Below are 25944 nucleotides of genomic sequence, written 5' to 3' on the forward strand. Positions count from 1 at the left end.
GGCCGGGCCGGTGATCGGGCCGGGGCCCGTCCGCAGGTGGTGCGGGGGTTCGGGCTGTCCCGCCAGGGATGACGGGTCGGCCCTTTAGGGGGGTGCCGGACAACTTAGGGGAGGGCACGAGGACCGCGCCGGGTCTTCAATGAGGGACGGTTATCCGGATTCCGGCGCCGGTGCAGCAAGCCACCGCGCACCGTCGAGCCAAGGATGGGTGGGACCATGACAGCGATTCAGGACGCCCCGTCGAACAGTGGTGGCGGCAGCTCTGCGCCGCCCGGGCCTGATCTGCGCTCGCTGGTGGCCCAGGTGGCGGAGCTGAAGAGCGCGGCGCGCGAGGGGATGGGCCCGCGGTCCACCGAACAACAGCACGCCCGGGGCAAGTTGACTGCTCCGGAGCGACTGGAGCTGCTCTTCGACGCGGGTACGTTCCAGGAGGTCGAGTCGCTGCGGCGGCACCGGTCCACCGGCTTCGGCCTGGAGGACCGGCGCCCGAGCGGGGACGGGGTGATCACCGGATGGGGCCAGGTGCACGGTCGCACGGTGTTCGCGTACGCGCACGACTTCCGGGTCTTCGGCGGCTCGCTGGGCGAGGCGCATGCGCAGAAGATCCACAAGGTGATGGATCTGGCGATCTCGTCCGGCGCCCCGCTGGTGGGGCTGAGCGACGGGGCCGGGGCCCGGATCCAGGAGGGTGTGACGGCGCTCGCCGGGTACGGCGGGATCTTCCGCCGCAACGTGCGGGCGTCCGGTGTGATCCCGCAGATCAGTGTGATCCTCGGACCGTGTGCGGGCGGTGCCACCTACTCGCCGGCACTGACCGACTTCGTCTTCATGGTGCGGGACATCTCGCAGATGTACATCACCGGGCCGGACGTGGTCCAGGCCGTCACCAACGAGCGCGTGACGCACGAAGAGCTCGGTGGCGCGGAGGTCCACGGGACGGTCTCCGGCGCGGCCGGTTTCGTGTACGACAACGAGGCGGAGTGTCTGGAGGAGGTCAGGCACCTGCTCTCGCTGCTGCCTGCGAACAACCGCGAACTACCACCCGAGGAACCGACCGACGACCCTGCGGACCGGCGGTGCGAGAGTCTGCTGAGCCTGGTGCCGCACCACGCCAACCAGTCGTACGACATGCGCGCGGTGATCCGGGAGATCGTCGACGACGAGGACTTCTTCGAGGTCCACGCGCAATGGGCCACCAACATCATCTGCGCGCTGGCCCGGCTGGACGGTCACACGGTCGGCATCGTGGCGAACCAGCCCGCCTCCCAGGCCGGAGTGCTGGACATCCACGCCTCGGAGAAGGCGGCGCGGTTCGTCCAGACGTGCGACGCGTTCAGCATCCCCCTGGTCACGCTGGTCGACGTACCGGGCTTCCTGCCCGGCACCGACCAGGAGCACCAGGGCATCATCCGGCACGGCGCCAAGCTGCTCTATGCCTACTGCGACGCGACCGTTCCCCGCGTCCAGGTCATCCTGCGCAAGGCGTACGGCGGTGCGTACATCGTGATGGACTCGCGTTCCATCGGGGCCGACCTGTCCTTCGCCTGGCCGACCAACGAGATCGCGGTAATGGGCGCCGAGGGCGCGGCGAACATCGTCTTCCGCCGCGAGATCGCCGCCGCACCCGATCCCGCTGCTGCCCGTGAACAGCGGATCAAGGAGTACCAGCAGGAGCTGATGCATCCGTACTACGCGGCCGAGCGCGGTCTCGTCGACGACGTGATCGACCCGGCCGAGACCCGCTCGGTCCTGGTGCGTTCCCTCGCGATGCTGCGGACCAAGGACGCACAGGTCCCGGCCCGCAAGCACGGCAACCCCCCGACCTGAGTCCCGAGGAGTGACGAGCCCATGACCTCTGCCCCCTACGCCCCGGCCACCGCATCCGCCGGTCCGGACCGCACCGGTCCGGCGCTGCGTTTCCTCGGCGGCGTGCCGTCCGCCGAGGAGATCGCCGCCGTGACCGCCGCCCTGCTGAGCCTGCGCCACGCCCCGGCGGCCGGCTCGGACGCACGTCCCTGCTCCGCCCCCCGGTGGAGCGCACCCCTTCACTACCGCCCTCCCGGCAGCTGGGCGGCCCGGTGAGGCACCCCGGCAGCGGCGCGGACGAGCCCGGCGCCGTACCGGACCTGGACCGACAGCGACAGCGACAGCGACAGCGACAGCGACAGAAGGATGTAGAGCACTGATGACGGACGACTCACGGGAGACCGGGCCCTGGATCCGGCGTTTCCACCCGGCGCCCGATGCCCCCGCCCGCCTGGTCTGCTTCCCGCACGCGGGCGGATCGGCCACCTACTACTTCCCGGTGTCACGGGCGCTGTCCCCCGCGATCGACGTTTTCGCGATCCAGTACCCGGGCCGCCAGGACCGCAGGAACGAACCCCGCGTGGAGGACATCGAGGATTTGGCCGACCTCGTCGTCGAGGAGCTGCGCCCCTGGGGGGACGTCCCCCTGACCCTGTTCGGCCACAGCATGGGGGCCACGCTCGCTTTCGAGGTGGCCCGGAGGCTGGAGGCTGCGGGAACACCGCCGGCCACGCTCTTCGTCTCCGGCCGGCGGGCACCCTCCCGGGTGCGCGAGGAGACCGTGCACCTGGCGGACGACGACCGCCTCATCGCCGACATCACCCAGCTCAGCGGGACGGATTCCGCGGTGCTGGCCGATCCGGAGATCCTGCGCATGATCCTCCCGGCGGTCCGCAGCGACTACAAGGCCGCGGAGACGTACCGCTACCGGCCGGGACCGCTGCTCGGTATGGACATCGTGGCGCTCGCCGGGGACAACGACCAGCAGGTGACCGTCGACGAGGCGGCATCGTGGGGCGAACACACCACGGCGTCGTTCGAGCTGAAGGTGTTCCCCGGTGGCCACTTCTTCCTCGACTCCCACGTGACCACGATCCTCGGCCTGATCCGCGCCCGCATGAGCGCACTGACCGTGAAGTCGTGAGCGGCCGGCAGCGCCGGGCCGGCCGGCCCGCGCGCACGGCCGCACACAGGTGAGTCCCGAGCGGGGCGCCGGGACCGGCGCCCCGCTCATGAAGCACGCCTGCCCTGGAGTCAACTCCGGGGCAGGCGTGCTTCATGAGCCCGTCCATGCACGCGCCAATGCATTCCGGACAGAGTTGAACTTCTCTCACCAGAATCTAGACGACCGTACTAGACTAACGTCTATCGCGGCATCGGGCAGCCTGCCCTCATGAGCCGATGTGCGAGGCAATGACCCGGCCGGCACCCGTAGACGGACCGGCCTGAAAGACATCGCACCCCCCACCCCGCGTACACGGTCACGCCTCCTCCTCATGGTTGGCCGTCACCAACCGGCTATCGACAACGGAGGCCAGAGTGCCGGTACGACCAGAGCACGGCGTCACCTCACGCGTCACCGAGGACGGATACCTCGAATTCCTCACCGCGCCGGACGGCACCAGCTACCGGTGCAGCCCCGTCGCCGCCGCCATGTGGATCGCTTTGCGCCAGCACAACGGCCAACTCGCCCCGGCGGCCGAGATGCTGGCCGAGCTGTGGTGTACGGACCCCGAGAACACCCGTACCGATATGGACATCTGGGTGAGCGAGCTCCGGGACGCCGGCCTGGTCCGCGACGAGCCCTGAGCGGGCCGCGGCGCGACACCCGCCCGCTCCCGGGTACCCGGCCGGCCCGCCCCCTTCAGGCGGCCGGGCCCGAACCGACGGCGGCACCCTGGTGCAGCACCAGAATGGCCCGCATCGCCTCGGCCAGATCGCGCCCGGAGGGCGCGGTCTCCGGCGAGAACAGCCACAGCGACATCACCCCGTTGAGCAACGCGGCGTAGAACTGGCCGAGGGTGACCGCCATCTGTTCGTCGACCTCGCTCTCGTTCACGCCGTGGAAGAGCGCCACCAGCGCCGACCAGCCGAACGGCTGCGCCCTGGCGAGCCCCTGGCGCATCTGCGGCAGGTTCTCCGCGTGCACGGCGACCTCCACACTCAGCGCCCAGAGGGGTTTGCGCTCCGGAAAGATCTCGACGATACGGTTCCAGACCATCTCGAAGCGCTCGATCGTCGACTCCGCAGATTCGAGGTCGGCCCCGATCGCGGTGTCCGGCCCGAACTCGTCCGCCCACTCCTGCATCGCCTGGACGTAGGCCTGCACCAACAGGGCGTCCTTGGAACCGTAGTGGTAACCGATGGACGCCAGAGCGGTTCCGGACGCCGCCACGATGTCCCGCGCGCTCGTACGGGCGAACCCCTTCTCCAGCAGACAGCGCTTCGCGCCTTCCAGGAGATCTTCACGGTGACCCACAGCACCACCCTTGACTCGAAGCTGTCGGGGCATCTTAGACCGACCGAACTTCCGTGGAACTGCGAAGCGTTGCCCCGACCGCGGAGGCAACAGCGCCGCGCCGGGCGTGCAACTTGTGGCCACTAGAGGATACGCCGAGCGTGCGCCACACTCAGAGGCGTGTGGCGTACGCACACGCGTTCCATATACGCCACACGTGTTCCATCAGGGCATTTCCCAATGCCGGGACAAGTCAATCTTTAGCGTGGGCCTCGGGGGACAGAGTGGAATTTGCTGAAAGAGAGCCAGAAGTCCAGATACTGCGCACCGCGCTCGGCGAGTGCCGGAGCGGTGCGACCCGCATCGTCCTCATCGAGGGCGCTGCGGGATGCGGCAAGAGTGAGCTCATCGACACTCTCACCGAATGGACCGGAACGGGCGAGGACCTGATCCTGCGGGCGTTCGGCTCGCCGACCGAACGGGAACTGCCGCTCGGCCTGATGCGACAGCTGACCGGAGACGCTCCGGCGGGGGCGCTCCCCGAGGTCTCCACCGCGGCGGACGGCCAGCCGCAGGTCAGCGCGATGCGGGAGTTCCAGGCGGCGCTGGAGCGGCTGAGCGCCGCCATGCCCGTCGTCATCTCCATCGACGACGTGCACCACGCGGACAGCGCGTCCCTGCGCTACCTCCAGCACATCGTCCGGCACTGTCGCTCCACCAGGATGCTCCTCGTGCTCACGACGCCCCTGCACCAGGACGGCCAGGACGCCTCCTTCGGTACGGAGTTGCTGCGCAGCCGCAACGTGCGGCGCATCCGGCTACGGCGACTGAGCCCCGAGGGATGCCGACGCGTCGCGGCCGGCTCCCACGGCCCCACTCCTCGCGAGGCGCTCTCGGGCGAACTGCACGCGATCAGCGGGGGCAACCCGTTGCTGCTGCGCGCCCTCCTGGAGGAGTACCGCTCGGCGCCGACCGGCACCGACACCTTCCGGCCCGAGCAGGGCGGGCTGTTCGGGCAGGCCGTCCTGACCTGCCTGCGGCACAACGGCCCGCACATGCTGGACCTCGGGGCGGCACTCGCCGTGCTGGGCGACGCGTACACGCCGGAGCGCGCCGGCAGGCTCCTGGGCGTGCCGGCGTTCGCCGCGGCGCAGTCGGTCGCCTCGCTCTCCGCCTCCGGGATCCTCAACGGTCACCGCTTCCCGCACCCGCACACCGAACGGGCGGTCCTGGACCAGGTGCCGGCGGACGTGCTGGCCGGTCTGCACCTGCGCACCGCCGAACTCCTGCACCTGGAGAACGAATCCGTCACCCGGGTCGCCAGACATCTGCTCGCCGCCGGGCACATGGGCGGATCGCTCGACGCCGCTCCCTGGGCCGTGGACGTACTGCGGGAGGCCGCCGAGGACCTGCTGACGCGCAGCGACCCCGCCCGGGCCACGGAAGCACTCGAACTCGCCCACGAACTGAGCCATGACGAGCAGCAGCGGGCCGACATCAAGACCCGGCTCGCGGCCGTCACCTGGCGGGTCAATCCGGGACGGGCGGAGAAGCACCTGTCCGTCCCGCTCGCGGTGCTGCGCTCCGGCCGGCTGGCCGTCGAGCGCCTGGCACCGCTGGCCGGCCTCCTCACCTCCCAGGGCCGGATCGCCGAGGCCGCCGAAGTGATGTCCATGATCCTCCGGGAGACCATGGCGAGCGGCGCCGGCAGTCACGAGGGCCCCGGCCACGGAGCCCGCCCGGACGAGGCTCCGGGCGCGCCCGGCATCCGGATCGAGAATCCGCGGGGACCCGGCGAGGGAAGACCCTCGCCCGGCACCGAGAGCAGCGCGGAGGCCACCGTCGCCGAACGCTTCCTGCGCACGACCGTCCTCACCGACGAGACGCTGGAACCGGTCATGCGCGCCCTCCGGTCCCTCTCCTACTTCGGCCACCCCGAACGGGCGGCCGCCTGCTGCCGGGAGCTGATCGCCGAAGCCGAGCGGCAGAACGCTCCCGCCTGGCAGGCCCTGTTCTCCTCGGCGCTCGCGGCGGTGCTTCTGCGGCTGAGCGATCTGCACGCCGCCGAGGAGTACGCGCGCCGGGCACTGGACTGCCTGCCCGAGCAGAGCAGCAGCGCGTTCATCGGGAGCCCGACAGCCACCCTGATCCGGGCGCGCACCCTCATGGGCGACCACGCGGCGGTGGCCCGCCAGCTCCACCAGCCCGTCTCGGACACCCTGTTCAAGAGCACCCACGGCCTGGCCTACCTGCGCGCCCGGGGGCTGTACCTCCTGGCGACACATCAACTCCAGGCCGCGCTGGGCGACTTCCTGGAAGCGGGCCGGCTCGCCAAGAGCTGGGGCGTGGACCGCCCGGCCATGCTGCCGTGGCGCACGGACGCGGCCGACGTGCTGTTCCGGCTCGGTGAGACGCAGCGGGCCAAGGCGCTCGTGGAGCAGCAGTTCGCCGACCCGGACGCGCGCAGACCGTGGGTACGCGGCATCAGCTTGCGTCTACGCGCGGTGACCTCGGACCCGCGCCAGCAACTCGCCCTGCTCAATCAGTCGGTCGACGAGCTGAGCCGCTCCGGCGACCGGGTGGAGCTGGCCCGTTCGCTCGCCGCCCTGGGCCGTTCCCTGCGGGCCGTCTCCGAGCCCGCCCGTGCGGACGCGGTGCTCCGCAGGGCCTGGAACCTGGCCCGGGAGTGCGGCGCCGAGTCGCTGTGCGAGGAGATCTCCCCGGAGCTCGGTCCGGAGGACCGGATGCACCGGCCCAGCGTCCCGGAGGAATGCCGCTCGGATCTCGACACCAAGCTGAGCGACTCCGAGCGCCGGGTTGCCACCCTCGCGGCGAGCGGTTACACCAACCGTGAGGTCTCGCTGAAGCTGCACATCACCGTCAGCACGGTCGAGCAGCACCTCACGCGCGTCTACCGCAAACTCAACATCACGCGTCGGCAGGACCTTCCGGTGGACCTCCACCTCACGGTCGCCACGGCCGAAGCGGTCTGACGAGCCAGGTGCATCCCGAGAGAAGGACTGACCCCGTGACCCACGGAAAGCTGCTCGCGGTCAGTGACCTGCACATCGCGCATCCGGAGAACCGGCGCATCACGGAGTCGCTCCGGCCGGAGTCCGACGAGGACTGGCTGCTCGTCGCCGGGGACGTCGGCGAGAAGTTCGAGGACATCGCCTGGGCGATGAAGCTCCTCTCGGAGCGCTTCTCCCAGGTCGTCTGGGCCCCCGGCAACCACGAGCTGTGGACCCATCCCGCCGATCCTGTCGCTCTGCGTGGCGTGGCCCGCTATGAGGCCCTGGTCGAACTGTGCCGGGGCCTCGGCGTGTTGACCCCTGAGGATCCGTACGCGGTCTGGCGCGGCGGGGAGGCGCCGGTCACCGTCGCCCCCCTGTTCGTCCTGTACGACTACTCCTTCCGCGCACCGGGGACCCACACCAAGGAGGAGTCCCTTCGCGTGGCGCACGAATCGGGGGTGGTGTGCACCGACGAGTACCTGCTCCACCCCGACCCGTACCCCTCGCGGGACGCCTGGTGCCGGGCCAGGGCCGCCCTCACCGAGGAACGGCTCACGGCCGTCGACCCCCGGTACGGCACGGTCCTGGTCGGCCACTATCCGCTGGTGCGGGACCCCACCCGGATCCTCACCCACCCCGAGTTCGCCCAGTGGTGCGGAACGGAGCTGACCGCCGACTGGCACCGGCGCTTCCGGGCGGTGGCCGCCGTCTACGGCCACCTCCACATCCCCCGGGTCACCTGGCACGACGGTGTGCGCTTCGAGGAGGTGTCGATCGGATACCCGCGGGAGTGGCGTGCCCGCCCGCCCCGCCCGCCGCTGCGGCAGATCCTGCCCCGCCACGAACCGGAGCCCCCCGCGTGATCGACATCCTGCTGCCCCCCGAGGTGGCCGCCGTGAGTGTGCTGGGCGATCTGTCACCCACGGATGGCCACGGACTCTTTCCGGCGGAGGCGGAAGCGATCGCCCGCTCGGTGGAGGGCCGCCGCGCCGAGTTCACCACGGTCCGGATGTGCGCACGGCGCGCCATGGACAAGCTCGGTCTGCCGCCGGCCCCACTGGTGCCGGGGAAGCGGGGCGCGATCGACTGGCCGGACGGCGTGACCGGCAGCATGACCCACTGCCTCGGTTTCCGCGCGGCGGCGGTCGCCCGGACCGGGGTCGCCGTGTCACTGGGCATCGACGCGGAGCGGAATCTGCCCCTGCCCGACGGCATCCTCGACGTCGTCTCCCTGCCGCGCGAGAGGGCCGCCCTCACTGCACTCGCCCGGCGCCGCCCGGATGTCCACTGGGACCGGCTGCTGTTCAGCGCCAAGGAATCGGTGTTCAAGACCTGGTATCCGCTGACCCGGCGCGAGCTCGACTTCACCGAGGCGGAGCTCGACTTCGACCCGGAAGCGGGCACGTTCTCGGCACGGCTGCTGGTGCCCGGGCCCGAGGTGGCGGGGCAGCGTCACGGCACGTTCTCGGGGCGCTGGACCGTCAGCCGCGGCTTCGCCCTGACCGCGATCGCGCTGCCGGGGTGAAGTGAACGACCGGCCCGCCGCCGGTCCGACCCCCGCCCGTCCGCCCCGGCCGGTCCGATCCCGGCCGGGGCGGACCGCCGAAATCCTCGGGAAACCCCTTCCCTTCATGCGGCATGCCCAAACGGTGGCACAATCCGAACGCAAGTAAAGGGACAGTAAACGAAGTGCATTAATTGAGTAAATACTGTTGGGTGGACAACCCCCTCGGTTACGCTCGTGATCGACCAAGCCTGCTCGGCTTTTTCCTGCAGGAAATTCCGGGCCAGGCGTTTCCCCCCTGACTCAGCACCACCGAAGCGACCCCCTCGAACCCCCCTTGTGTTAATTTTCTCCAACCTTTCCGACGCCCGCCGTATCCCCTCTCTCCACTGCATGGCCGTACCCTCGGATCACTCGTGAGCGAATTCACGCTCCATTTCTCTTCACGACATCCAGATACCCTAGAGTTGACGCCCAATTACCTGCGGGCAAAAGGGGGAGCAGCGAATGCCGGCAGCCAGAGGGTCCCGCTCGGTCGGGGAATGCACGCCACTGGACCACAGCGCTTCGACGCAGGGATTCAGCGGGGAGGCGGCCCGGCTCGAGCACGAGGCCGTCGCCGAGAGTCTGAGCCTGAGTCCTGAGCAGTCGATCGGCGCGGAACGGGTGCTGCGCCTCCTGGGGCTGATCCGGTCAGGTGCGTCCGACGGCGAACTCATCGCGTCGGTGGACGCCGAGGAGACCGGGGCACAGCTGGCCCGGGCGCTCGGAGCGCGGCTGCGCGACCGTCGTAAGGACCGCTCCCCGGACCACGAGGAGAACCGGCCGGACGCGGCGGGCCCGCCCTCCTCGGCCCCTCCACCTGCGGACGACCACTCCGGCATCACGGCCTTGCACGCGCTGATCAGCGAGATGAGCGCCCGCTGCCAGGAGGAGATCCTCCTCGTCCTGCCGAGTGGCGCCCGCCCCTGCCAGTCCTTCCCGGCCGCCCGGACCATTGCGCTGGATCTGCTCGACCGCGGGGTGCGGGCCCGGCTGATCTACCAGCACGCCATACGCGGCGACCTGGTGACCCGAGCCCTGGTGCGGGAGTTGACGCAGCGCGGCGCCGAGGTCAGGACCAGCGCCGAGCTGATCGATCCGCTCGTCGCCTTCGACCGTGAGGTCCTCGTCCTGCTCCACTCCCCCGGCCACTCCCGGGGAGCCGGCGTGACGACGGCGGCCGCCGTGCGGGATCCGGCGATGGTGGCGTTCGCCTGCGCCGCATTCGAGAATCTGTGGAACTCCGCAAGCCCACTCATTCCCGATGCGAAGGAAACTCCGCACACCATCGATACCCTGAAGAAGTCGATAGTGCGCCTTATGGCGATGGGACACAAGGACGAAATGGTGGCTCGACGGCTCGGTATATCGGTCCGTACCTGCCGTCGCCACATTGCTGAAATCATGGATGACCAGGGAGCCATCAGCCGCTTCCAGGCCGGCGTTCACCTGACCCGGGCGGGCCTGGTCGACGATCCCTTTCCACCGCCCCAGACTTCCGTAACGTGCAGAGAACCCGATCCCCCCGGATAACTCCGTAAACGCGGACGGCGACCCGTTTTCTGCATACCCGCCCGGAACATCACCCACGTGACGAACCGGACCGTCGCACACGTATCGAATACGGGCCGAAATACCGCTGCGCACCGCTCATCGGCCGCCGCTCCCCATGGTGACGTCGGCTCCCGGGACCACTCCGAGGTCCCGGGAGCCGACGCCGGGCAGGGCCGCACGGACGCCGACGGGCCCGGTGACCAACGGAACGTGTCCGTCGGCACCGGGCCCGTGGGAGTCGGTGCGGTGGGTCCTACTTGGTCCACTCCGACCAGCTCATGTTCCAGCCGTTGAGGCCGTTGTCCGGCTGGATCGTGCTGTCGTGGGAGTTCTTGACGATCACGACGTCGCCGATCAGCGAGCTGTTGAAGAACCAGGCCGCCGGGGTGCTCGGGTCACCGGCACCGCGCGCGTCCTGCAGTCCGACGCAGCCGTGACTGGTGTTCGTGGTGCCGAAGATGCCCGAGCCGCCCCAGTAGTTGCCGTGGATGAAGGTGCCCGACGTGGACAGGCGCATCGCGTGCGGCACGTCCTTGATGTCGTACTCACCGCCGAAGCCGACGGTGTCTCCGTTCATCCGGGTCACCCGGAGCTTCTCGCTGATGACCATCTGGCCGTTGTACGTGGTGGTGGCCGGGGCGCCCGCCGAGATCGGAACGTCCTTGATCTGCTTGCCGTCGCGGACGACCTTCATCCGGTGCGAGTCCGCGTCGACGGTGCTGACCTGCCGGCGTCCGACGGTGAAGGACACGGTCTTGGCCTGCTTGCCGTAGACCCCCGGGCGTCCCTCGACGCCGTCGAGGTTGAGCTTCACGGTCACCTTGGTGCCCGCGGCCCAGTAGTCCTCGGGGCGGAAGTCCAGACGGTCGTTGCCGAACCAGTGGCCCTCGATCTCGACGGCGGGATCGGCCGTCACCTCGATGGCCTTCTCGACGGACTCCGGGTCGGTGATGCCCCGGGTGAAGTGGATCGAGACCGGCATGCCGACACCGACCGTGGACCCGTCCTCCGGGGTGTACTGCCCGATGAAGGTGTTCTGCGGGACCAGCGTGGTGAAGGTGGTGTCCTTCGCCGACTCACGGCCCTTCGTGTCCTTGGCGACCGCGTGGACCTTGTACTTGGTCGCCGAGGCGAGGTGCCGGTCAGGCTCCCAGCTCGTGCCGTCGGCCGCGATCTTCCCCGCGACCTCCGCCCCCTTGCTGTCGGAGACCTTGACCGAGGCGAGCTTTCCCTGCTCGGCCGAGATCTTCAGTGCCCCGTTCGTGGCGACGGAGTCGGCCCCGTCCTTCGGCACGATGTTCACGACGGCCTGCGAGGCGCTGGTGTCCGCGGCACCCGCCCCGCCGGTCTTGCCGCCCTTGCCCCCGTCGTCGGTGTCTCCCCCGCCGCATGCCGTCACCAGCAGCAGCAACGCACCCAGCACCAGAGCCAGCAGCCCGGTGGCCCCACGCCCCCGCCTCCTGCTGTCCGCCCCGGCCGATGTCCCCGATATCGGCTGCCCGTTCAAAGTGGTCGTCTCCCCTCACACGGCCTGGCCCCGCCAAGGCCCCGGGAGCCCGAAGACTCCCACCCCCGCGCGCTGCACATGCGCGCTCAGCGAAAGATAATCACACCGCCTGCGGGTAGATCGCCCCACGATTGTCACCGTTCAGTCCCAACTCGTACCAGGAGTTCGCCAAGGTCGCGGGCGGTGCGGTCGCCCTCGACCGGGCATGCGGACGGCGCGGCCCCAGGGAGTGCCGCGCCGTCAATGAGGGACCGGGCTACGCCCCGGGGGTCAGCGGAGCGCGGAACCCGCCTTCCACTGCTTCCAGTCCAAGTTCCAGCCGCCCAGGCCGTTGTCCGGAGCGACCTTCTTGTCCTTGGAGTTGACGACCTCGACGACATCCCCGATCAGCGTCCGGTCGAAGAACCAGCCGGCCGGGGTGGAGCCGCTGCCGCCCTGTACGTCACGCAGCCCGATGCACCCGTGGCTGACGTTGGTCGAGCCGAAGATGTCCTCGTCGGACCAGTAGTTGCCGTGCAGGAAGGTGCCGGACTCGGTGAGCCGGATGGCGTGCGGGACGTCCTTGATGTCGTACTCACCGCCGAAGCCGACGGTCCGCCCGTCCATCCGCGTCACTTCGTGCATCTCGCTGACGACCATCCTGCCGTTGTACGTGGTCGTCGTCGGGGAGCCCGCGGTGATCGGGACGGTGGAGACGAGCTGCCCGTCGCGGCGCACCTCCATCGTGTGCGCGGCCGAGTCCACCCGGGACACCTGCTCCCGGCCGATGGTGAACCGGACGGTCTTGCGCTGGCTGCCGTACACCCCCGGCGCCCCCTCCACATCGCGCAGCCCCACCTCGACGGTCACTTCGGTGCCCGGCTGCCAGTAGGCGGCGGGGCGGAAGTCCAGGCGTTTGTCGCCGAACCAGTGCCCCGCGATCCCGACCGCCGGGTCGGCGGTCACCCGGATGGCCCGCTGCACGGCCGCGCGGCGGGTCACCGGACGGTTGAACTGGAAGGAGACGATCATGCCGGTGCCGACCGTCGACCGGTTCTCCGGTTTGAAGTACCCGATGAAGCGGTGTTCGGGGACCGCCGTCGTAAAGGTGGTGTGGCGGGCCGACCGGTGCCCCGCACCGTCCACGGCCACCGCGTCGACGCTGTACTTGGCGGCGAGCCCGAGCCGGGCGGCCACCCCCTGCGGGGACCAGGAGCGCCCGTCCTCGGCGATCAGGCCCCGCACCTTCTGCTCCTGGGCGTCCTCGATCCGGGTCACCTCGACGCTCTCCAGCCGCCCGTCGGGGACCTTCACCTCGACCCGGCTGTCCGGCGCGACGTCCTCGGCCCCGTCCCGCGGGGTGATCCGGATGGCTTCCTGCGGCGAGCGGGGTTTCCCGCCGATGATCGAATCCGTACCCGAGCAGCCGGTCAGAACCGCCAGTACGGCCAGTACGGCGAGCAGTCCCGACCGGGCCGTCACGGTCGCCGGGCTCGCCCCTGCCTTCTTCGCTACGTGGTTCACGTCCCCCCAACGACGCGGGCGGTCCGGGGGAAACGTGAGTGCGGGCCCCGTCGTGGGCAGAACAGAGGGGACGACCCCACTCGGGGAGCCGCGGCCGGGACGCCGCGCACTCCCTCACGGTGCCGGTCCCCACGAGCCGCGGGAGGCGAGCAGGTGTCGAGCGCAGCCGAGCAGGAGGCAGTGCCGAGGACGGGTACCGGCCCGCCCGGGCCGGCGGTGGAGCGGGCGCCCGCGACCGGATCCGGGCGGGCCGTCGAGCCCGCCCTGTCGCCGCCCGCCGTGTGGCCCGGGGCGCCGACGCCCCTGGGAGCCCGCTTCAGAGTGGGCCCCGACGGGGTCGCGGGGACCAACTTCGCCCTCTGGGCCGGCGGGGCGGAGGCCGTCGAGCTCTGCCTCTTCGACGAGGACGGCACCGAGAGCCGCCTCCCCCTGACCGAGCTGACCCACGAGATCTGGCACGGCTTCGTGCCCGGCGTGCGGCCCGGCCACCGCTACGGCTACCGGGTCCACGGCCGCTGGGACCCGTGGACGGGCGCCCGGTGGAACGCGGCGAAACTACTGCTCGATCCGTACGCCCGGGCGGTGGACGGCGATTTCACCCTTCCGGCGGAGGTGTACGGCCATGTGAGGGACTGGCCCGAGCAGCAGGTAGCGGACACCGTGCGCGACGAACGGGACTCCGCTCCGCACGTCCCCAAGGGGGTGGTGGTCCACGATGACGACGACTGGGCCGAGGACCGGCGGCCCAAGACGCCGTGGGCCGACTCCGTCATCTACGAGCTGCACGTCCGCGGCTTCACCGCGCGCCACCCCGGCATCCCCGAGGAGCTGCGGGGCACCTACGCCGGTCTCGCGCACCCGGCGGCCATCGGTCATCTGCGGCGCCTGGGGGTGACGGCTGTGGAGCTGCTGCCGGTGCACCAGTTCGCCCACGAGGACCATCTCCTGCGGCGCGGGCTGCGCAACTACTGGGGCTACAACTCGATCGGCTACTTCGCCCCGCACGCCGGATACTCCGCGAGCGGCACGGCGGGAGAGCAGGTCGGCGAGTTCAAGCGGATGGTCCGCGCCCTGCACGACGCCGGGATCGAGGTGATCCTCGACGTCGTCTACAACCACACGGCCGAGGCGGGCGAACTGGGCCCGATGCTGTCGCTGCGCGGCATCGACAACCGCGGCTACTACCGGCTCCAGTCCGACGCGCGCAGATACGCGGACTACACGGGGTGCGGCAACACCCTGCACGTCGTACAGCCGAACGTGCTGCGGCTGATCACCGACTCACTGCGGTACTGGGTGACGGAGATGGGCGTCGACGGTTTCCGCTTCGACCTGGCGGCGGCACTGGCCCGCTCGATGCACGACGTCGACATGCTGTCGCCGTTCCTCGCGGTGATCGCCCAGGACCCGGTGCTGCGCCGGGTGAAACTGATCGCCGAGCCGTGGGACGTCGGCAACGGCGGCTACCAGGTGGGAGCCTTCCCACCGCTGTGGACCGAGTGGAACGACCGGTACCGGGACGCCGTGCGCGATTTCTGGCGTGGCGCCCTCCCCGACGTACGCGATCTCGGATACCGGCTGACGGGGTCGAGCGACCTGTACGCGTGGGGCGGCCGGCGGCCGTACGCCTCGGTCAACTTCGTCACCGCGCACGACGGTTTCACCCTGCGCGACCTGGTGAGCTACGAGCACAAGCACAACGAGGCCAACGGCGAGGGCAACCGGGACGGAACATCGGACAACCGCTCCTGGAACTGCGGGGCCGAGGGGGAGACCGACGACGACGACGTCAACGCGCTGCGCCGCCGCCAGTTGCGCAACCTCCTCACCACGCTGCTGCTGTCGACCGGGGTGCCGATGCTCGTCGCGGGCGACGAGATGGGCCGCACCCAGGGCGGCAACAACAACGCCTACTGCCAGGACAACGAGATCGGCTGGGTGGACTGGTCGCTGCTGGAGCAGCCGCAGTGGCGGGAACTGACCGAGCTGACGGCCCGGGTGCTCGCGCTGCGCCACACCCATCCGGTGCTGCGCCGCCGGGCGTTCTTCGCCGGCCGGGCCCAGGCCCCGGACGGGCTCCGGGACCTGGCGTGGTTCACCCGGCAGGGGGCGGAGATGACGGAGGAGGACTGGTACGCACCGGCCGCCACGGTCGGGCTCTACCTTTCCGGCCGTGACATCCCCGGCCGTGACGCCCGGGGCGAACAGGTCACGGACGACAGCTTCCTGGCGGTCCTGCACGCCGGGCACCGGCCCGCCGACTTCCTGCTGCCGGGGCCACCGTGGGCGGACGCGTACGAGCTGGTCCTGGACACCTCGCGGGAGGACCAGTCCGCCGCGCCCGGCACGGTCCACCGGGGCGGTACGGTCTTCACGGTGCCGGCGAGGGCGGTGCTGCTGCTACGGGTGAGGTCGTAACGGGGAGGTCAGCCGAGGATGCCGCGCTCGTAGGCGACCGCGACGGCCTCGGCGCGGTCCTTGGCGCCCAGTTTGGCGAAGACATGGGTGAGATGGGTCTTCACGGTCGCCTCGCTGATGAACAGCTCCGCGGCGATCTCGCGGTTCGACGTCCCCCGGGCGACGAGTCCGACGACCTCGCGCTCGCGCGCGGACAGCGCCTCGTGGCCGGGCGCGACGGGGGTGCGCACCCGTGAGATCAGCCGGGAGGCGACGGCGGGCGAGAGGACCGTGCGGCCGTCGGCGGCGGCGCGGACGGCGGTGAACAGCTCGTCGCGCGGCGCGTCCTTGAGCAGATAGCCGGTGGCGCCCGCCTCGATGGCGGGCAGGGTGTCGGAGTCGGTGTCGTACGTGGTGAGGACCAGGACCTTGGAACGTACGCCGCGTCTGGTCAGTTCGGTGATCGCCGCGACTCCGCCGCCGCCCGGCATCCGCAGGTCCATGAGGACGACGTCGGGGTCGAGCCGGACGGCCATGCCGACGCCCTCGACTCCGTCGGCCGCTTCACCGAGCACCCGGAAATCCGTCGACGACTCGAACATGCCGCGCAGCCCGTCCCGTACGACGGGGTGGTCGTCGACGACGATCAGCGTGATGACGCGTGCGGATTCCCGGTCCATGGCGCTCCACCGTACTGTGCCGGCGCGGGCGGTGCCTCAGTCGTGCCTGACCATCGGCACGCGGGCGCAGACTGCGGTGCCGAGGCCCGGGCCGGTCTCCACCTCGACCGTGCCCGCGATGCGTTCGGCCCGGGCCCGCATGCCGCCGAGCCCGAATCCGCCGGCGCCGCGGTACGACGGCAGCGCGGCCGGGTCGAAGCCGCGGCCGTCGTCACGTACGTCCAGCGATATCTCGTCGCCCATGTACGACAGGGTGATGCCGGCCCGGGACGCCCCGGCGTGGCGCGCCGCGTTGGCGAGGGCCTCCTCTGCGATGCGCAGCAGCGTGGCTCCGACCTCGTCGTGCAGGGGCTCGGCGGTGCCGGTGACGGTGAACTCCGCCCGCACGCCGCTTTGTTCGGCCCATCTCGTGACCGTCTTGTGCAGGGCGCCGGGCAGGTCGTCGTGCTCCAGTGCGGACGGAACGAGATCGTGCACCGAGCGGCGCGCCTCGCCGAGGCTGTGCCGGGCGAGGGCTGCGGCCCGGGCGAGGTGCTCGCCGGCGAGCACGGGATCGCTCTCCCTCGTGGAGGTCACGACCTGGAGCTGGGCGATGATGCCGGTGAGTCCCTGGGCGATGGTGTCGTGGATCTCGGCGGCCAGCCGGCGCCGCTCGTCGGCCACCCCCGCCTCGCGTGCCTGCACGAGGAGTTGGGCGTGCAGGCCGGCGTTCTCCGCGAGGGCCTGTTCGAGGCGGGCGTTGGCCGATTCGAGTGCGGTGATGGTCTCGGTCCGGGTACGCGCCTGCTCCGCCTCCCGGTTGCCGATCTGGGCGAAGACCATGGTGAGACTCACGTGCACGGCCAGCACGATGGCGAAGACGACCCAGTTCATGAGGGTGGTCGGCGGCAGGCCGCTGCCGGACTGCGACCCCGCCATGATGAGGGCGGTGGCCAGCAGCCCGGCCCGCATGCCCCGTGGCGGAAGCACCCGCCCGGCGTCGAAGTAGCCGAGCACCGCGTAGATCGAGAAGAACGGGTTGCACCAGGTCAGCCCGAAGGCCAGCAGGGTGCGGGCGGCGAAGTAGCCCACCGCGACCCGCGCTCGCCGGTCCGCCGGGGTGCGGCTCCACCAGAGCTGCAGGAGGAAGGCGGCGGGGAGCAGCGCCGCGGCGGCGTACACATCCGCGCGGGACATGATGAGCCCGCTGGTCACGGCCGAGACCACGGTGGCCAGACCGAGCAGTCCGTACGGTCCGTGCCGGAAGAACCGCTCCCACCACTGCTCGGCCGTCGCCACACCGCTCATGGCCGCCGTCTCCCCCGGGTTCATGGGGGAAGTCTCCCCCGTACCGGCTACTCCCACCGGAAGGTACGGATCGCGGCGGCCGCGGCCAGTACCGTCCACAGCGCCACCACCCCGAGATGGACCCAGCTCGGCCAGGCCCCGGTGGCCGCGCGGTCCAGCGCCTGGGAGGCCGCGCCGAACGGCGTGACCTGGACGATGCGGCGCAGGGTGTCGGGCATGGTCTGCACCGGCACCCAGACACCTGCCGTGAACATCGTCACGAAGAAGACGACCGAGCCGAGGGCGGCCGCGATCTTGGTGGTGCGCGAGAGTGCGCAGACCAGCGCCCCCAGCCCCAGCACGCAGGTGACGGCCAGCAGCAGCGAGAGCAGATAGCCGAACGGCTGCCCGGGCAGCCGCACTCCGAAGGCGATCCGGCCGACGGCCATCACGAGGAGGGTGGAGCCGAGTGCGGCGGCCCCGTGCAGGGTGATCTGCGCGCCGAGCAGGGCGGCGGGACGTACGGGGGTGGTGGACATCCGGCGCAGGATGCCCCGTTCGCGGTAGCCGGTGAGGACGGGCGGCATCGCCTGGAGGCCGGCCATGATCATGGCGAGCAGTACGGACACGGGTACGTACAGGTCGATGACGCGACGGCCGCCGAGCGCGTCGTCGTGCTCCCGGAAGGACGGGATCAGGCCGAGGACCGTCATGAGGAGCGTGGGGAAGGCGAGGATCCAGAACAGGCTGCCGGGTTCGCGGAGAAAGAGCCGGGCCTCGGACCTCAGGACCGCGAGCGAGGCGCGCGAGGAGGCGGTGCGGGGCGCGGGGACGGGGTTCGCCGTGGTCATCTCAGGCTGCCTGTCCTGTCAGGCCGCGCTCGTCCGCGGCGCCGGGGTGCTCGGTCAGGTCGAGGAAGGCGTCGTCGAGTGTGGCTTCGCAGACGCGGAGCTGGTGCGCGGTGACGCGGAGCCGGGCCAGGAGCGAGATGACGGCGTTGACGGTCTCGTCGGTGCCGTTGATGACGATCCGTCCGTTCCGGTTCTCGTACGAGGCGGTGCCGGGCAGCCCGGCCAGTTCACCGTCGGGGAGCGGCTCGGACGGGGTGAAGGAGATGGCGGTGGAGCTGCCTGCCCGGGCGATCAGCCCGGACGGGGTGTCGAGGGCGGCGAGCCTGCCCCTGTCGATCACGGCGACGCGGTCGCAGAGGCGTTGGGCCTCCTCCATGAAGTGGGTGACCAGCAGGACCGTGACCCCGCCTGCGCGTATCTCTTCGATCAGTTGCCAGGTGTCGCGCCGCGCGCGTGGGTCCAGTCCGGTGGTCAGCTCGTCGAGGACCACGACCCGGGGGCTGCCGACGAGCGCCAGCGCGATGGACAGGCGTTGCTTCTGACCGCCGGAGAGCCTGGCGAACCGGGTGGTGAGCCGGGTGTGCAGCCCGAGGCGTTCGGCGAGGGGACGCCAGTCGGCCGGGTGCGGGTAGAAGGCGCTGTACAGCTCCAGCGCCTCGCCCACGGTGATCTTCGGCTGCAGTTCGCTCTCCTGGAGCTGCGCGCCGAGCAGGAGCGTCACACGGCCGTGGTCGGCGACGGGGTCGAGCCCGGCGACCCGGACCGTGCCGGCGTCGGGGACGCGGAGGCCCTCGACGCATTCGACGGTGGTGGTCTTGCCCGCACCGTTGGGGCCGAGAATCCCGAAGATCTCCCCCTCGTCCACGGAGAAGCTCACCCCGTCGACCACGGGGCGGCCCGCGTAGGTCTTGCGCACCCCGTTCACTTCGATGATTGCCATGCCTGTGAGCATCGCGGTGGCAGGGCTTCTCGCGGCATCCGTCAACGCGCTCGAACCGGCATCCGCCGATCGGTTGATGCCGGGGTACGACCCCGCCCGGCCCGGCCTCCCCGAGCAAGGAAAACCGGATGAGCGATGTCAGTGGTGAAACGTAGGCTCGCCCCTGATGCCCAAAGAACATGCAGAGCCCAAGGACCGGTCCGCCGCGCAGACCCTGCTGCGTCTGTGGCCGTATGTGAAGCCGGTACGGAACCGTCTGGCCGGTGCCGCACTGATCGCGATCGTCGCCTCGTGTCTCGGGCTGGTGATCCCCCTCGTACTGAAGTGGATCGTCGACGGACCGGTGGCCCACCAGGACCCGGGCGGGGTCTGGCTCGGGGCGCTGTTCCTGCTGCTGCTGGGCATCGCGGAGGCGGTGCTGTTCGGCGTACGGCGATGGCTGGTGGCGCGGCCGCTGGCCGGTGTCGAGGCGTCGATGCGGGCCGACCTCTACCGGCATCTGCAGCGTCTTCCGGTGGCCTTCCACGACCGGTGGTCCTCGGGTCAGCTGCTTTCGCGCGGCACCACGGACCTGATGCTGCTGCGGATGTTCCTGGCCTTCCCCCTGACCTTCCTGCTCGTCAACGCCACCACCATCCTGGTCGGATTCGTGATCCTGCTGCTCCAGGAGTGGACGCTCGGCCTGGTGCTGCTCGCCCCTGTCGTGCCCCTGGTGATCATCTGCTCGGTCTTCGAGACGAAGTACTCGGTGGTGGCGCGCACGGCCCAGGACCAGGTGGGGGATCTGACGACGGTGGTCGAGGAGAGCGTGCTCGGCATCCGCATCATCAAGGGTTTCGGGCGGCACCGCAGTCAGGCCGACGCCTTCCGGGCGCTCTCCCAGCGGCTGCGCACCACGGAGCTCGGCAAGGCGCGGCTGCTCGCGGGCATCTGGGCACTCATCACGACGATTCCCGAACTCGCGATCGGGGCGGCGCTGGTGCTCGGCACGATCGAGGTCGCGGACGGGGGCCTCTCGGCGGGCACCCTGGTCGCGTTCCTCTCCACGGCTCTGGCGCTGCGGTGGCCGGTCGAGTCGATCGGTTTCCTGGTGGCGATGAGCCAGGAGTCGGCGACGGCGACGGAGCGGTTCTTCGAGGTGATGGACGTGGCGGAGGAGCAGGAGACCGCCGCGCCCGGGAGCGCCGCCCCTGACACGCCCGCCGAGGCCGGCGGGATGGTGTTCGAGGGCGTGGGGTTCAGGTACCCGGACGCGGAGGAGGATTCCGTGCCCGTCCTGGAGCGGATCGATCTGCGGATCCGGCCCGGCGAGACGATGGCCCTGGTGGGCGCCACGGGTTCCGGCAAGACGACGCTCACCGCGCTCGTCCCCCGGCTGCATGACGCCACGTCGGGCCGGATCACGCTGGACGGCGAGGACATCACGGCCATGCCGCGTGAGCGGCTGCGGGAGCTGGTGTCGGTGGCGTTCGAGGAGCCGACGCTGTTCTCGGCGAGCGTCGGGGAAAACGTGCTGATGGGCGCGGGCGGCGCGGGCGGAGAGGAGTTGCTGCGGGCCCTGTCGGTCGCCCAGGCCGACTTCGTCCACGATCTGCCGCACGGCATCGACACCCAGGTCGGCGAGCAGGGTCTCAGTCTCTCCGGCGGCCAGCGCCAGCGTCTCGCACTGGCCAGGGCCGTCGTCGGCCGGCCGCGCTTCCTGGTGCTCGACGACCCGCTCTCCGCCCTGGACGTGCACACGGAGACGCTGGTCGAGGCTGCGCTGCGGCGCGTGCTGGAGGAGACGACGGCGATCGTGGTCGCGCACCGCCCCTCCACCGTGATGCTCGCCGACCGGGTGGCCCTGCTGTCGGAGGGCCGGATCAGCGCGGTCGGTACGCACCAGGAACTGCTGCGCAGCAACGCCGAGTACGCCTGGCTGATGTCCGGGGCCGGCGTATCGGGCGGCGGGGAACCCGCTGACGTGCCCCCGCCGGCCATGACGGCCGATGACCTTACGGGCGTGCACGCCCCTGCCGAGGAGAGCAGCACCCGATGACGAGCACCACGACCGGGCGTCCCACCGAGCCGGGCGACAGCGACAGGGCCGGGGACGGCCGTCCCGGGGCCCCGGAACCAGCGAACAGCGGGCCGCCCGAGCGCGCCGGGGACCCCTTCGACCGCGACGACCTGCCCACCCCGCGCGGCGCCACGCGAGCGCTGCTCGTCTCGCTGCTGCGGCCGCTGCGGGGCCGGGTCGTGGTCGCCGCGCTGTTCCTGCTGATCCAGCAGGTGGCGGTCCAGGCCGGGCCGTTGCTCGTGGCGTACGCCATCGACAGCGGGGTGCCCGCGTTCCGGGACGAGGACTACGGGCCGCTGATCGCGGTGGCGCTCGGCTACGCGCTCTGCTCGGCCGGCGCGGGCGCCATGCAGTACGCCTTCATCCGGGCCTCGGCGCGGGTCAACCAGGACGTGCTGCTCGATCTGCGCGGCCGGATCTTCCGCCATGCGCAGGCGCTGAGCGTGGACTTCCACGAGCGGTACACCTCGGGGCGGCTGATCTCCCGTTCCACCACTGACGTGGAGTCGCTGCGGGAACTGCTCAGCGAGGGCCTGCAGGAGCTGATCGGTGTCGTCCTCTCCTTCGTCTCCATCTCCCTGATGCTGCTCTGGCTGGACTTCGGCACGGGCGCCGTCGCCGTGCTGTCCTTCGTGCCGCTGTACCTGCTGGTGCGGCTCTACCAGCAGCGGGCCGCGGTGATCTTCGCGTCACGGTCGACGGCCATCGCCGCGGTCATCGTGAAGTTCGCCGAGACGATGAACGGGATCCGTCCCGTCCAGGCCTTCCGCCGCGAGCCCGTCAACGACGGGGTCTTCCGTGAGCTCAACCACGAGCACCGGCGCACGAACGGCGACGCGATGCTGGAGAACGCGCGTTACGTTGTCGGGTCCCGGCTGGTGGCCAACACCGCCGTGGCCGGAATCGTGCTGTGGGGTGCCTACCGCGTGGCTTCCGGAAGCCTGGCGCTGGGCGTGCTGGCCGCGGTGGTCCTGTATCTGCGACGGCTCTACGACCCGATCGACCGGCTCAGCATGTTCCTCAACTCCTATCAGTCGGCCGCGGCGTCGCTGGAGAAGATCGCGGGCCTGCTGGCCCAGACGCCGACGGTCCCCGAGGCTCCGGAGCCTCGGAAGCTGCCGGCTGCGGAGGACGAACACCCGGGCCGTGAGGTGGTCTTCGAATCGGTGCGTTTTGCCTACCGCACCGGCGGCGAGGTGCTGCCGCGTTTCGATCTGACCGTTCCGGCGGGTCAGACGGTGGCCGTGGTCGGTTCGACGGGGGCGGGCAAGTCGACGCTGGCCAAGCTGCTGGCCCGCTTCTACGACCCGACCGAGGGCCGGGTCCTGCTGGACGGCGTCGACCTGCGCGACCTCGCCGTTCCCGAGCTCCGGCGCGGGGTCGTCATGGTGACGCAGGAGGCCTTCCTGTTCTCCGGCACGGTCGCGGAGAACATCGCGATCGGCAGCCCGGACGCGACCCGCGAGGAGATCGAGCAGGCCGCCAAGGCGATCGGCGCCCATGACTTCATCGCCGGTCTGCCCGACGGGTACGACACGGACGTACGCAAGCGGGGCGGGCGGATCTCCGCCGGTCAGCGCCAGTTGGTCGCGTTCGCCCGGGCCTTGCTCGCCAATCCCGCGGTCCTGATCCTCGACGAGGCGACGAGCTCTCTGGACATCCCGGGCGAGCGGGCGGTGCAGCGGGCGATGGACACCGTGCTGCACGGCCGCACCGCGGTGGTCATCGCTCACCGGCTGTCGACGGTGGAGATCGCGGACCGGGTCCTGGTGATGGAGCACGGCCGCATCGTGGAGGACGGAGCCCCGGACGAGCTCATCGGTGGCACGGGCCGGTTCGCCGGCCTGCACCGCGCCTGGCGGGAGAGCCTGGTCTGAGGGGCCGCCGGCGCCCGGCCGCGGCCTCCGGCCGGGCGCCTTCGCGATGACCCGCACGGCCGCCGACGGGGCGTGCGAGGGCGCGGAACGCGCCACAGTGCGAATCCGTCTCGACAGGTGGGACCTTCCCACTTCCCCCTCGTCCGTTCGAACACGCCGCCTCCGGGCTCAACCTCAACGCCCTCTGCGCTTTCGGGCTTCCGGGACTCCCGGTGACATCTCGGTGATGATCGGCGAAACGTCCGCTTAACGAACATGACCATTCCGGCAACGGACGAATTCCGGCCAACTTGTTGACGCGGTCCTGACAGCCGCCTCCTTCAGCTGACACTCTTCACCCCGTTCTGCGCACTGCTTGCTCTGCCCGGACGGCTCACCCAGCCGCCGGTACCCCCCTCGCAGAAGGAGTCCGCGTGAGATCCACGCTCAGCCGTCGTACCACCGCGACCGGCGCTCTGATAGCCGCAGCAGCCCTCCTCGCCGTAGGAGTCCAGACCGGAACAGCCACCGCCACACCGGGCGGTGCCGCACAGGCCGCCCCCTCGGCCTCGCAGGCCGATCCCGGCGCGCTGCCCAAGCAGCTCTCGCCCTCGCAGCGGGCCGAACTGATCCGCGAGGCCACCGCGAGCAGGGCGGCCACAGCCAAGGACCTCGGTCTCGGCTCGCAGGAGAAGCTCGTCGTCAAGGACGTCATCCAGGACAACGACGGCACCACGCACACGCGTTACGAGCGCACCTTCGACGGACTCCCCGTGCTCGGCGGCGACCTGGTCGTCCAGGAGTCGAAGGCCGGCGCGACCAAGAGCGTCACCAAGGCGTCCAAGGCCACCTCGGCTCAGCTCAAGGCCGTCGACATGACCGCGGACGTGGCCCCGGCGGCTGCCGAGAAGCAGGCCGTCGGCCTGGCCAAGGCGGACGGCTCCTCGAAGACCGCGGCCGACACCGCACCCCGCAAGGTCGTCTGGATGGCCTCGGGCACGCCGCAGCTCGCCTACGAGACCGTGGTCGGCGGACTGCAGGACGACGGCACCCCGAACGCCCTCCACGTCATCACCGATGCCACCTCCGGCGCGAAGCTCTACGAGTGGCAGGCCATCGAGAACGGCGTCGGCAACACGGAGTACAGCGGCCAGGTCACGCTGGGCACCTCGGGGTCGTACAACCTGACCGACACCACCCGCGGCAACCACAAGACGTACAACCTGAACCACGGTACGTCCGGCACGGGCACCCTCTTCTCCGGCTCCGACGACGTCTGGGGCAACGGCCTCGCCTCGAACGCGGAGACCGCGGCGGCGGACGCCCACTACGGTGCGGCCGAGACCTGGGACTACTACAAGAACGTCCACGGCCGGACCGGCATCAAGGGCGACGGCGTCGGCGCGTACTCCCGCGTCCACTACGGCAACAACTACGTCAACGCCTTCTGGGACGACAGCTGCTTCTGCATGACGTACGGCGACGGCAGCGGCAACGCCTCACCGCTGACCGCACTGGACGTGGCCGCGCACGAGATGACGCACGGCGTCACCTCGAACACCGCGGACCTGAACTACAGCGGTGAGTCCGGTGGCCTCAACGAGGCGACCAGTGACATCTTCGCCAGCGCCGTCGAGTTCTACGCCAACAACGCCACCGACAAGGGCGACTACCTCATCGGCGAGAAGATCGACATCAACGGCGACGGCACCCCGCTGCGCTACCAGGACAAGCCGAGCAAGGACGGCGCGTCCAAGGACGCCTGGTACTCCGGCATCGGAAACGTCGACGTGCACTACTCGTCGGGCCCGGCCAACCACTTCTTCTACCTCCTCTCGGAGGGAAGCGGCGCCAAGACCATCAACGGCGTCTCCTACGACTCCCCGACCTCCGACGGCCTGCCGGTGACCGGCATCGGCCGCGACAAGGCCGCGCTGATCTGGTTCAAGGCGCTCACCACCAAGTTCACCTCCACGACCAACTACGCGGCCGCCCGTACGGGCACGCTCGCCGCGGCCGGTGAGCTGTACGGCACGACCAGCGCCGAGTACGCCGCCGTCGCCAACGCCTGGGCCGGCATCAACGTCGGTACCCGTCCCGGTGGCGGCACCGACCCCGGCGGCAAGGTCTTCCAGAACACCACCGTCGTCTCCATCCCGGACGCCGGCTCGGCCGTCACCAGCTCGGTCAGCGTCACCGGCGTCACCGGCAACGCGCCCAGCACCCTCAAGGTCGGGGTGGACATCACCCACACCTGGCGTGGTGACCTGGTCATCGACCTCGTCGCGCCGGACGGAACGGCCTACCGCCTGAAGAACTCCTCGTCGAGCGACTCCGCGGACAACGTCCAGACGACGTACACCGTCAACGCCTCCTCCGAGGTGGCGAACGGCACCTGGAAGCTGAAGGTCCAGGACGTCTACTCGGGCGACACCGGCAAGATCAACAGCGTCAAGCTGACCTTCTGAACCGGAAGCACCGCATGACCCGCACCACCTGCACCTGAC

Annotated in this window: 19 protein-coding genes; 12 read left to right on the top strand and 7 right to left on the bottom strand. The window is 70.6% G+C overall.

Going from position 1 to position 25944, the window contains the following annotated elements:
- Positions 1 to 216 precede the first annotated feature (216 nt).
- The 4 genes from OG538_RS10535 (at position 217) to OG538_RS10550 (ending at position 3615) form a co-directional block, all read left to right on the top strand.
- A complete protein-coding gene (locus OG538_RS10535) occupies positions 217 to 1827 on the top strand; it encodes an acyl-CoA carboxylase subunit beta (protein WP_406092368.1) in 1611 nt (536 codons plus the stop codon).
- A 21-nt stretch (positions 1828 to 1848) separates the two neighbouring features.
- A complete protein-coding gene (locus OG538_RS10540) occupies positions 1849 to 2082 on the top strand; it encodes an acyl-CoA carboxylase epsilon subunit (RefSeq protein ID WP_406092370.1) in 234 nt (77 codons plus the stop codon).
- Between the two features lie 103 nt (positions 2083 to 2185).
- Positions 2186 to 2950, top strand: a complete 765-nt coding sequence (locus OG538_RS10545) for a thioesterase II family protein (RefSeq protein WP_406092372.1) — start codon at positions 2186 to 2188, stop codon at positions 2948 to 2950.
- A 395-nt stretch (positions 2951 to 3345) separates the two neighbouring features.
- A complete protein-coding gene (locus tag OG538_RS10550) occupies positions 3346 to 3615 on the top strand; it encodes a PqqD family protein (protein WP_406092374.1) in 270 nt (89 codons plus the stop codon).
- 55 nt (positions 3616 to 3670) lie between these two features.
- Here OG538_RS10550 and OG538_RS10555 read toward each other — a convergent pair whose 3' ends face one another.
- The gene (locus tag OG538_RS10555) at positions 3671 to 4285 is read right to left on the bottom strand and encodes a TetR/AcrR family transcriptional regulator (protein WP_406092376.1); all 615 of its coding nucleotides are present in this window, start codon (positions 4283 to 4285) and stop codon (positions 3671 to 3673) included.
- 263 nt (positions 4286 to 4548) lie between these two features.
- On the opposite strand from OG538_RS10555, the gene OG538_RS10560 reads away from it, so the two are divergent.
- The 4 genes from OG538_RS10560 (at position 4549) to OG538_RS10575 (ending at position 10357) form a co-directional block, all read left to right on the top strand.
- A complete protein-coding gene (locus OG538_RS10560; protein WP_406092378.1) occupies positions 4549 to 7257 on the top strand; it encodes an AAA family ATPase in 2709 nt (902 codons plus the stop codon).
- A 35-nt stretch (positions 7258 to 7292) separates the two neighbouring features.
- Complete coding sequence (locus OG538_RS10565) at positions 7293 to 8141, top strand: metallophosphoesterase family protein (protein WP_406092380.1); 849 nt, start codon at positions 7293 to 7295, stop codon at positions 8139 to 8141.
- Positions 8138 to 8803 (top strand): 4'-phosphopantetheinyl transferase, encoded by a 666-nt coding sequence (locus OG538_RS10570; protein WP_406092382.1) that lies wholly within the window; start codon positions 8138 to 8140, stop codon positions 8801 to 8803. Before OG538_RS10565 ends, OG538_RS10570 begins: the two co-directional genes overlap by 4 nt.
- Before the next feature lie 486 nt (positions 8804 to 9289).
- Positions 9290 to 10357, top strand: a complete 1068-nt coding sequence (locus OG538_RS10575) for a hypothetical protein (protein ID WP_406092384.1) — start codon at positions 9290 to 9292, stop codon at positions 10355 to 10357.
- A 274-nt stretch (positions 10358 to 10631) separates the two neighbouring features.
- Here the strand turns inward: OG538_RS10575 and OG538_RS10580 are convergent, their stop codons facing one another.
- Positions 10632 to 11885 (bottom strand): Ig-like domain-containing protein, encoded by a 1254-nt coding sequence (locus OG538_RS10580; RefSeq protein ID WP_406092386.1) that lies wholly within the window; start codon positions 11883 to 11885, stop codon positions 10632 to 10634.
- Positions 11886 to 12155: 270 nt separating this feature from the next.
- The gene (locus OG538_RS10585; RefSeq protein ID WP_406092388.1) at positions 12156 to 13388 is read right to left on the bottom strand and encodes an Ig-like domain-containing protein; all 1233 of its coding nucleotides are present in this window, start codon (positions 13386 to 13388) and stop codon (positions 12156 to 12158) included.
- Between the two features lie 153 nt (positions 13389 to 13541).
- Between OG538_RS10585 and glgX the strand changes: the two genes are divergently transcribed.
- A complete protein-coding gene (glgX, locus tag OG538_RS10590) occupies positions 13542 to 15806 on the top strand; it encodes a glycogen debranching protein GlgX (RefSeq protein WP_406092390.1) in 2265 nt (754 codons plus the stop codon).
- An 8-nt stretch (positions 15807 to 15814) separates the two neighbouring features.
- Here glgX and OG538_RS10595 read toward each other — a convergent pair whose 3' ends face one another.
- From OG538_RS10595 to OG538_RS10610, 4 genes are read right to left on the bottom strand one after another with little or no spacing between them, the layout of a single operon-like run.
- Positions 15815 to 16465 (bottom strand): response regulator, encoded by a 651-nt coding sequence (locus OG538_RS10595; RefSeq protein WP_406092392.1) that lies wholly within the window; start codon positions 16463 to 16465, stop codon positions 15815 to 15817.
- A gap of 36 nt (positions 16466 to 16501) precedes the next feature.
- Positions 16502 to 17776, bottom strand: a complete 1275-nt coding sequence (locus OG538_RS10600; RefSeq protein WP_406092394.1) for a sensor histidine kinase — start codon at positions 17774 to 17776, stop codon at positions 16502 to 16504.
- A 23-nt stretch (positions 17777 to 17799) separates the two neighbouring features.
- The gene (locus OG538_RS10605; protein WP_406092396.1) at positions 17800 to 18582 is read right to left on the bottom strand and encodes an ABC transporter permease; all 783 of its coding nucleotides are present in this window, start codon (positions 18580 to 18582) and stop codon (positions 17800 to 17802) included.
- Position 18583: 1 nt separating this feature from the next.
- Positions 18584 to 19522, bottom strand: a complete 939-nt coding sequence (locus OG538_RS10610; RefSeq protein WP_406092398.1) for an ABC transporter ATP-binding protein — start codon at positions 19520 to 19522, stop codon at positions 18584 to 18586.
- Positions 19523 to 19688: 166 nt separating this feature from the next.
- Between OG538_RS10610 and OG538_RS10615 the strand changes: the two genes are divergently transcribed.
- The 3 genes from OG538_RS10615 (at position 19689) to OG538_RS10625 (ending at position 25905) form a co-directional block, all read left to right on the top strand.
- The gene (locus OG538_RS10615; protein ID WP_406092400.1) at positions 19689 to 21560 is read left to right on the top strand and encodes an ABC transporter ATP-binding protein; all 1872 of its coding nucleotides are present in this window, start codon (positions 19689 to 19691) and stop codon (positions 21558 to 21560) included.
- Positions 21557 to 23458: an ABC transporter ATP-binding protein gene (locus tag OG538_RS10620; RefSeq protein ID WP_406092402.1), complete on the top strand. Its 1902-nt coding sequence runs from the start codon at positions 21557 to 21559 to the stop codon at positions 23456 to 23458. Before OG538_RS10615 ends, OG538_RS10620 begins: the two co-directional genes overlap by 4 nt.
- 413 nt (positions 23459 to 23871) lie before the next feature.
- Positions 23872 to 25905, top strand: a complete 2034-nt coding sequence (locus OG538_RS10625; RefSeq protein WP_406092404.1) for a M4 family metallopeptidase — start codon at positions 23872 to 23874, stop codon at positions 25903 to 25905.
- The last annotated feature ends 39 nt before the right edge of the window (positions 25906 to 25944 follow it).

Source organism: Streptomyces sp. NBC_01013 (genome assembly GCF_045162765.1).
Taxonomy (GTDB): Bacteria; Actinomycetota; Actinomycetes; order Streptomycetales; family Streptomycetaceae; genus Streptomyces.

Coding starts and splice junctions, on each gene's coding strand:
- OG538_RS10535 (WP_406092368.1), top strand. CDS start 217: ATGACAGCGATTCAGGACGCCCCGTCGAACAGTGGTGGCGGCAGCTCT.
- OG538_RS10610 (WP_406092398.1), bottom strand. CDS start 19,522: ATGGCAATCATCGAAGTGAACGGGGTGCGCAAGACCTACGCGGGCCGC.
- OG538_RS10605 (WP_406092396.1), bottom strand. CDS start 18,582: ATGACCACGGCGAACCCCGTCCCCGCGCCCCGCACCGCCTCCTCGCGC.
- OG538_RS10575 (WP_406092384.1), top strand. CDS start 9,290: ATGCCGGCAGCCAGAGGGTCCCGCTCGGTCGGGGAATGCACGCCACTG.
- OG538_RS10545 (WP_406092372.1), top strand. CDS start 2,186: ATGACGGACGACTCACGGGAGACCGGGCCCTGGATCCGGCGTTTCCAC.
- OG538_RS10620 (WP_406092402.1), top strand. CDS start 21,557: ATGACGAGCACCACGACCGGGCGTCCCACCGAGCCGGGCGACAGCGAC.
- OG538_RS10595 (WP_406092392.1), bottom strand. CDS start 16,465: ATGGACCGGGAATCCGCACGCGTCATCACGCTGATCGTCGTCGACGAC.
- OG538_RS10615 (WP_406092400.1), top strand. CDS start 19,689: ATGCCCAAAGAACATGCAGAGCCCAAGGACCGGTCCGCCGCGCAGACC.
- OG538_RS10540 (WP_406092370.1), top strand. CDS start 1,849: ATGACCTCTGCCCCCTACGCCCCGGCCACCGCATCCGCCGGTCCGGAC.
- OG538_RS10600 (WP_406092394.1), bottom strand. CDS start 17,776: ATGAACCCGGGGGAGACGGCGGCCATGAGCGGTGTGGCGACGGCCGAG.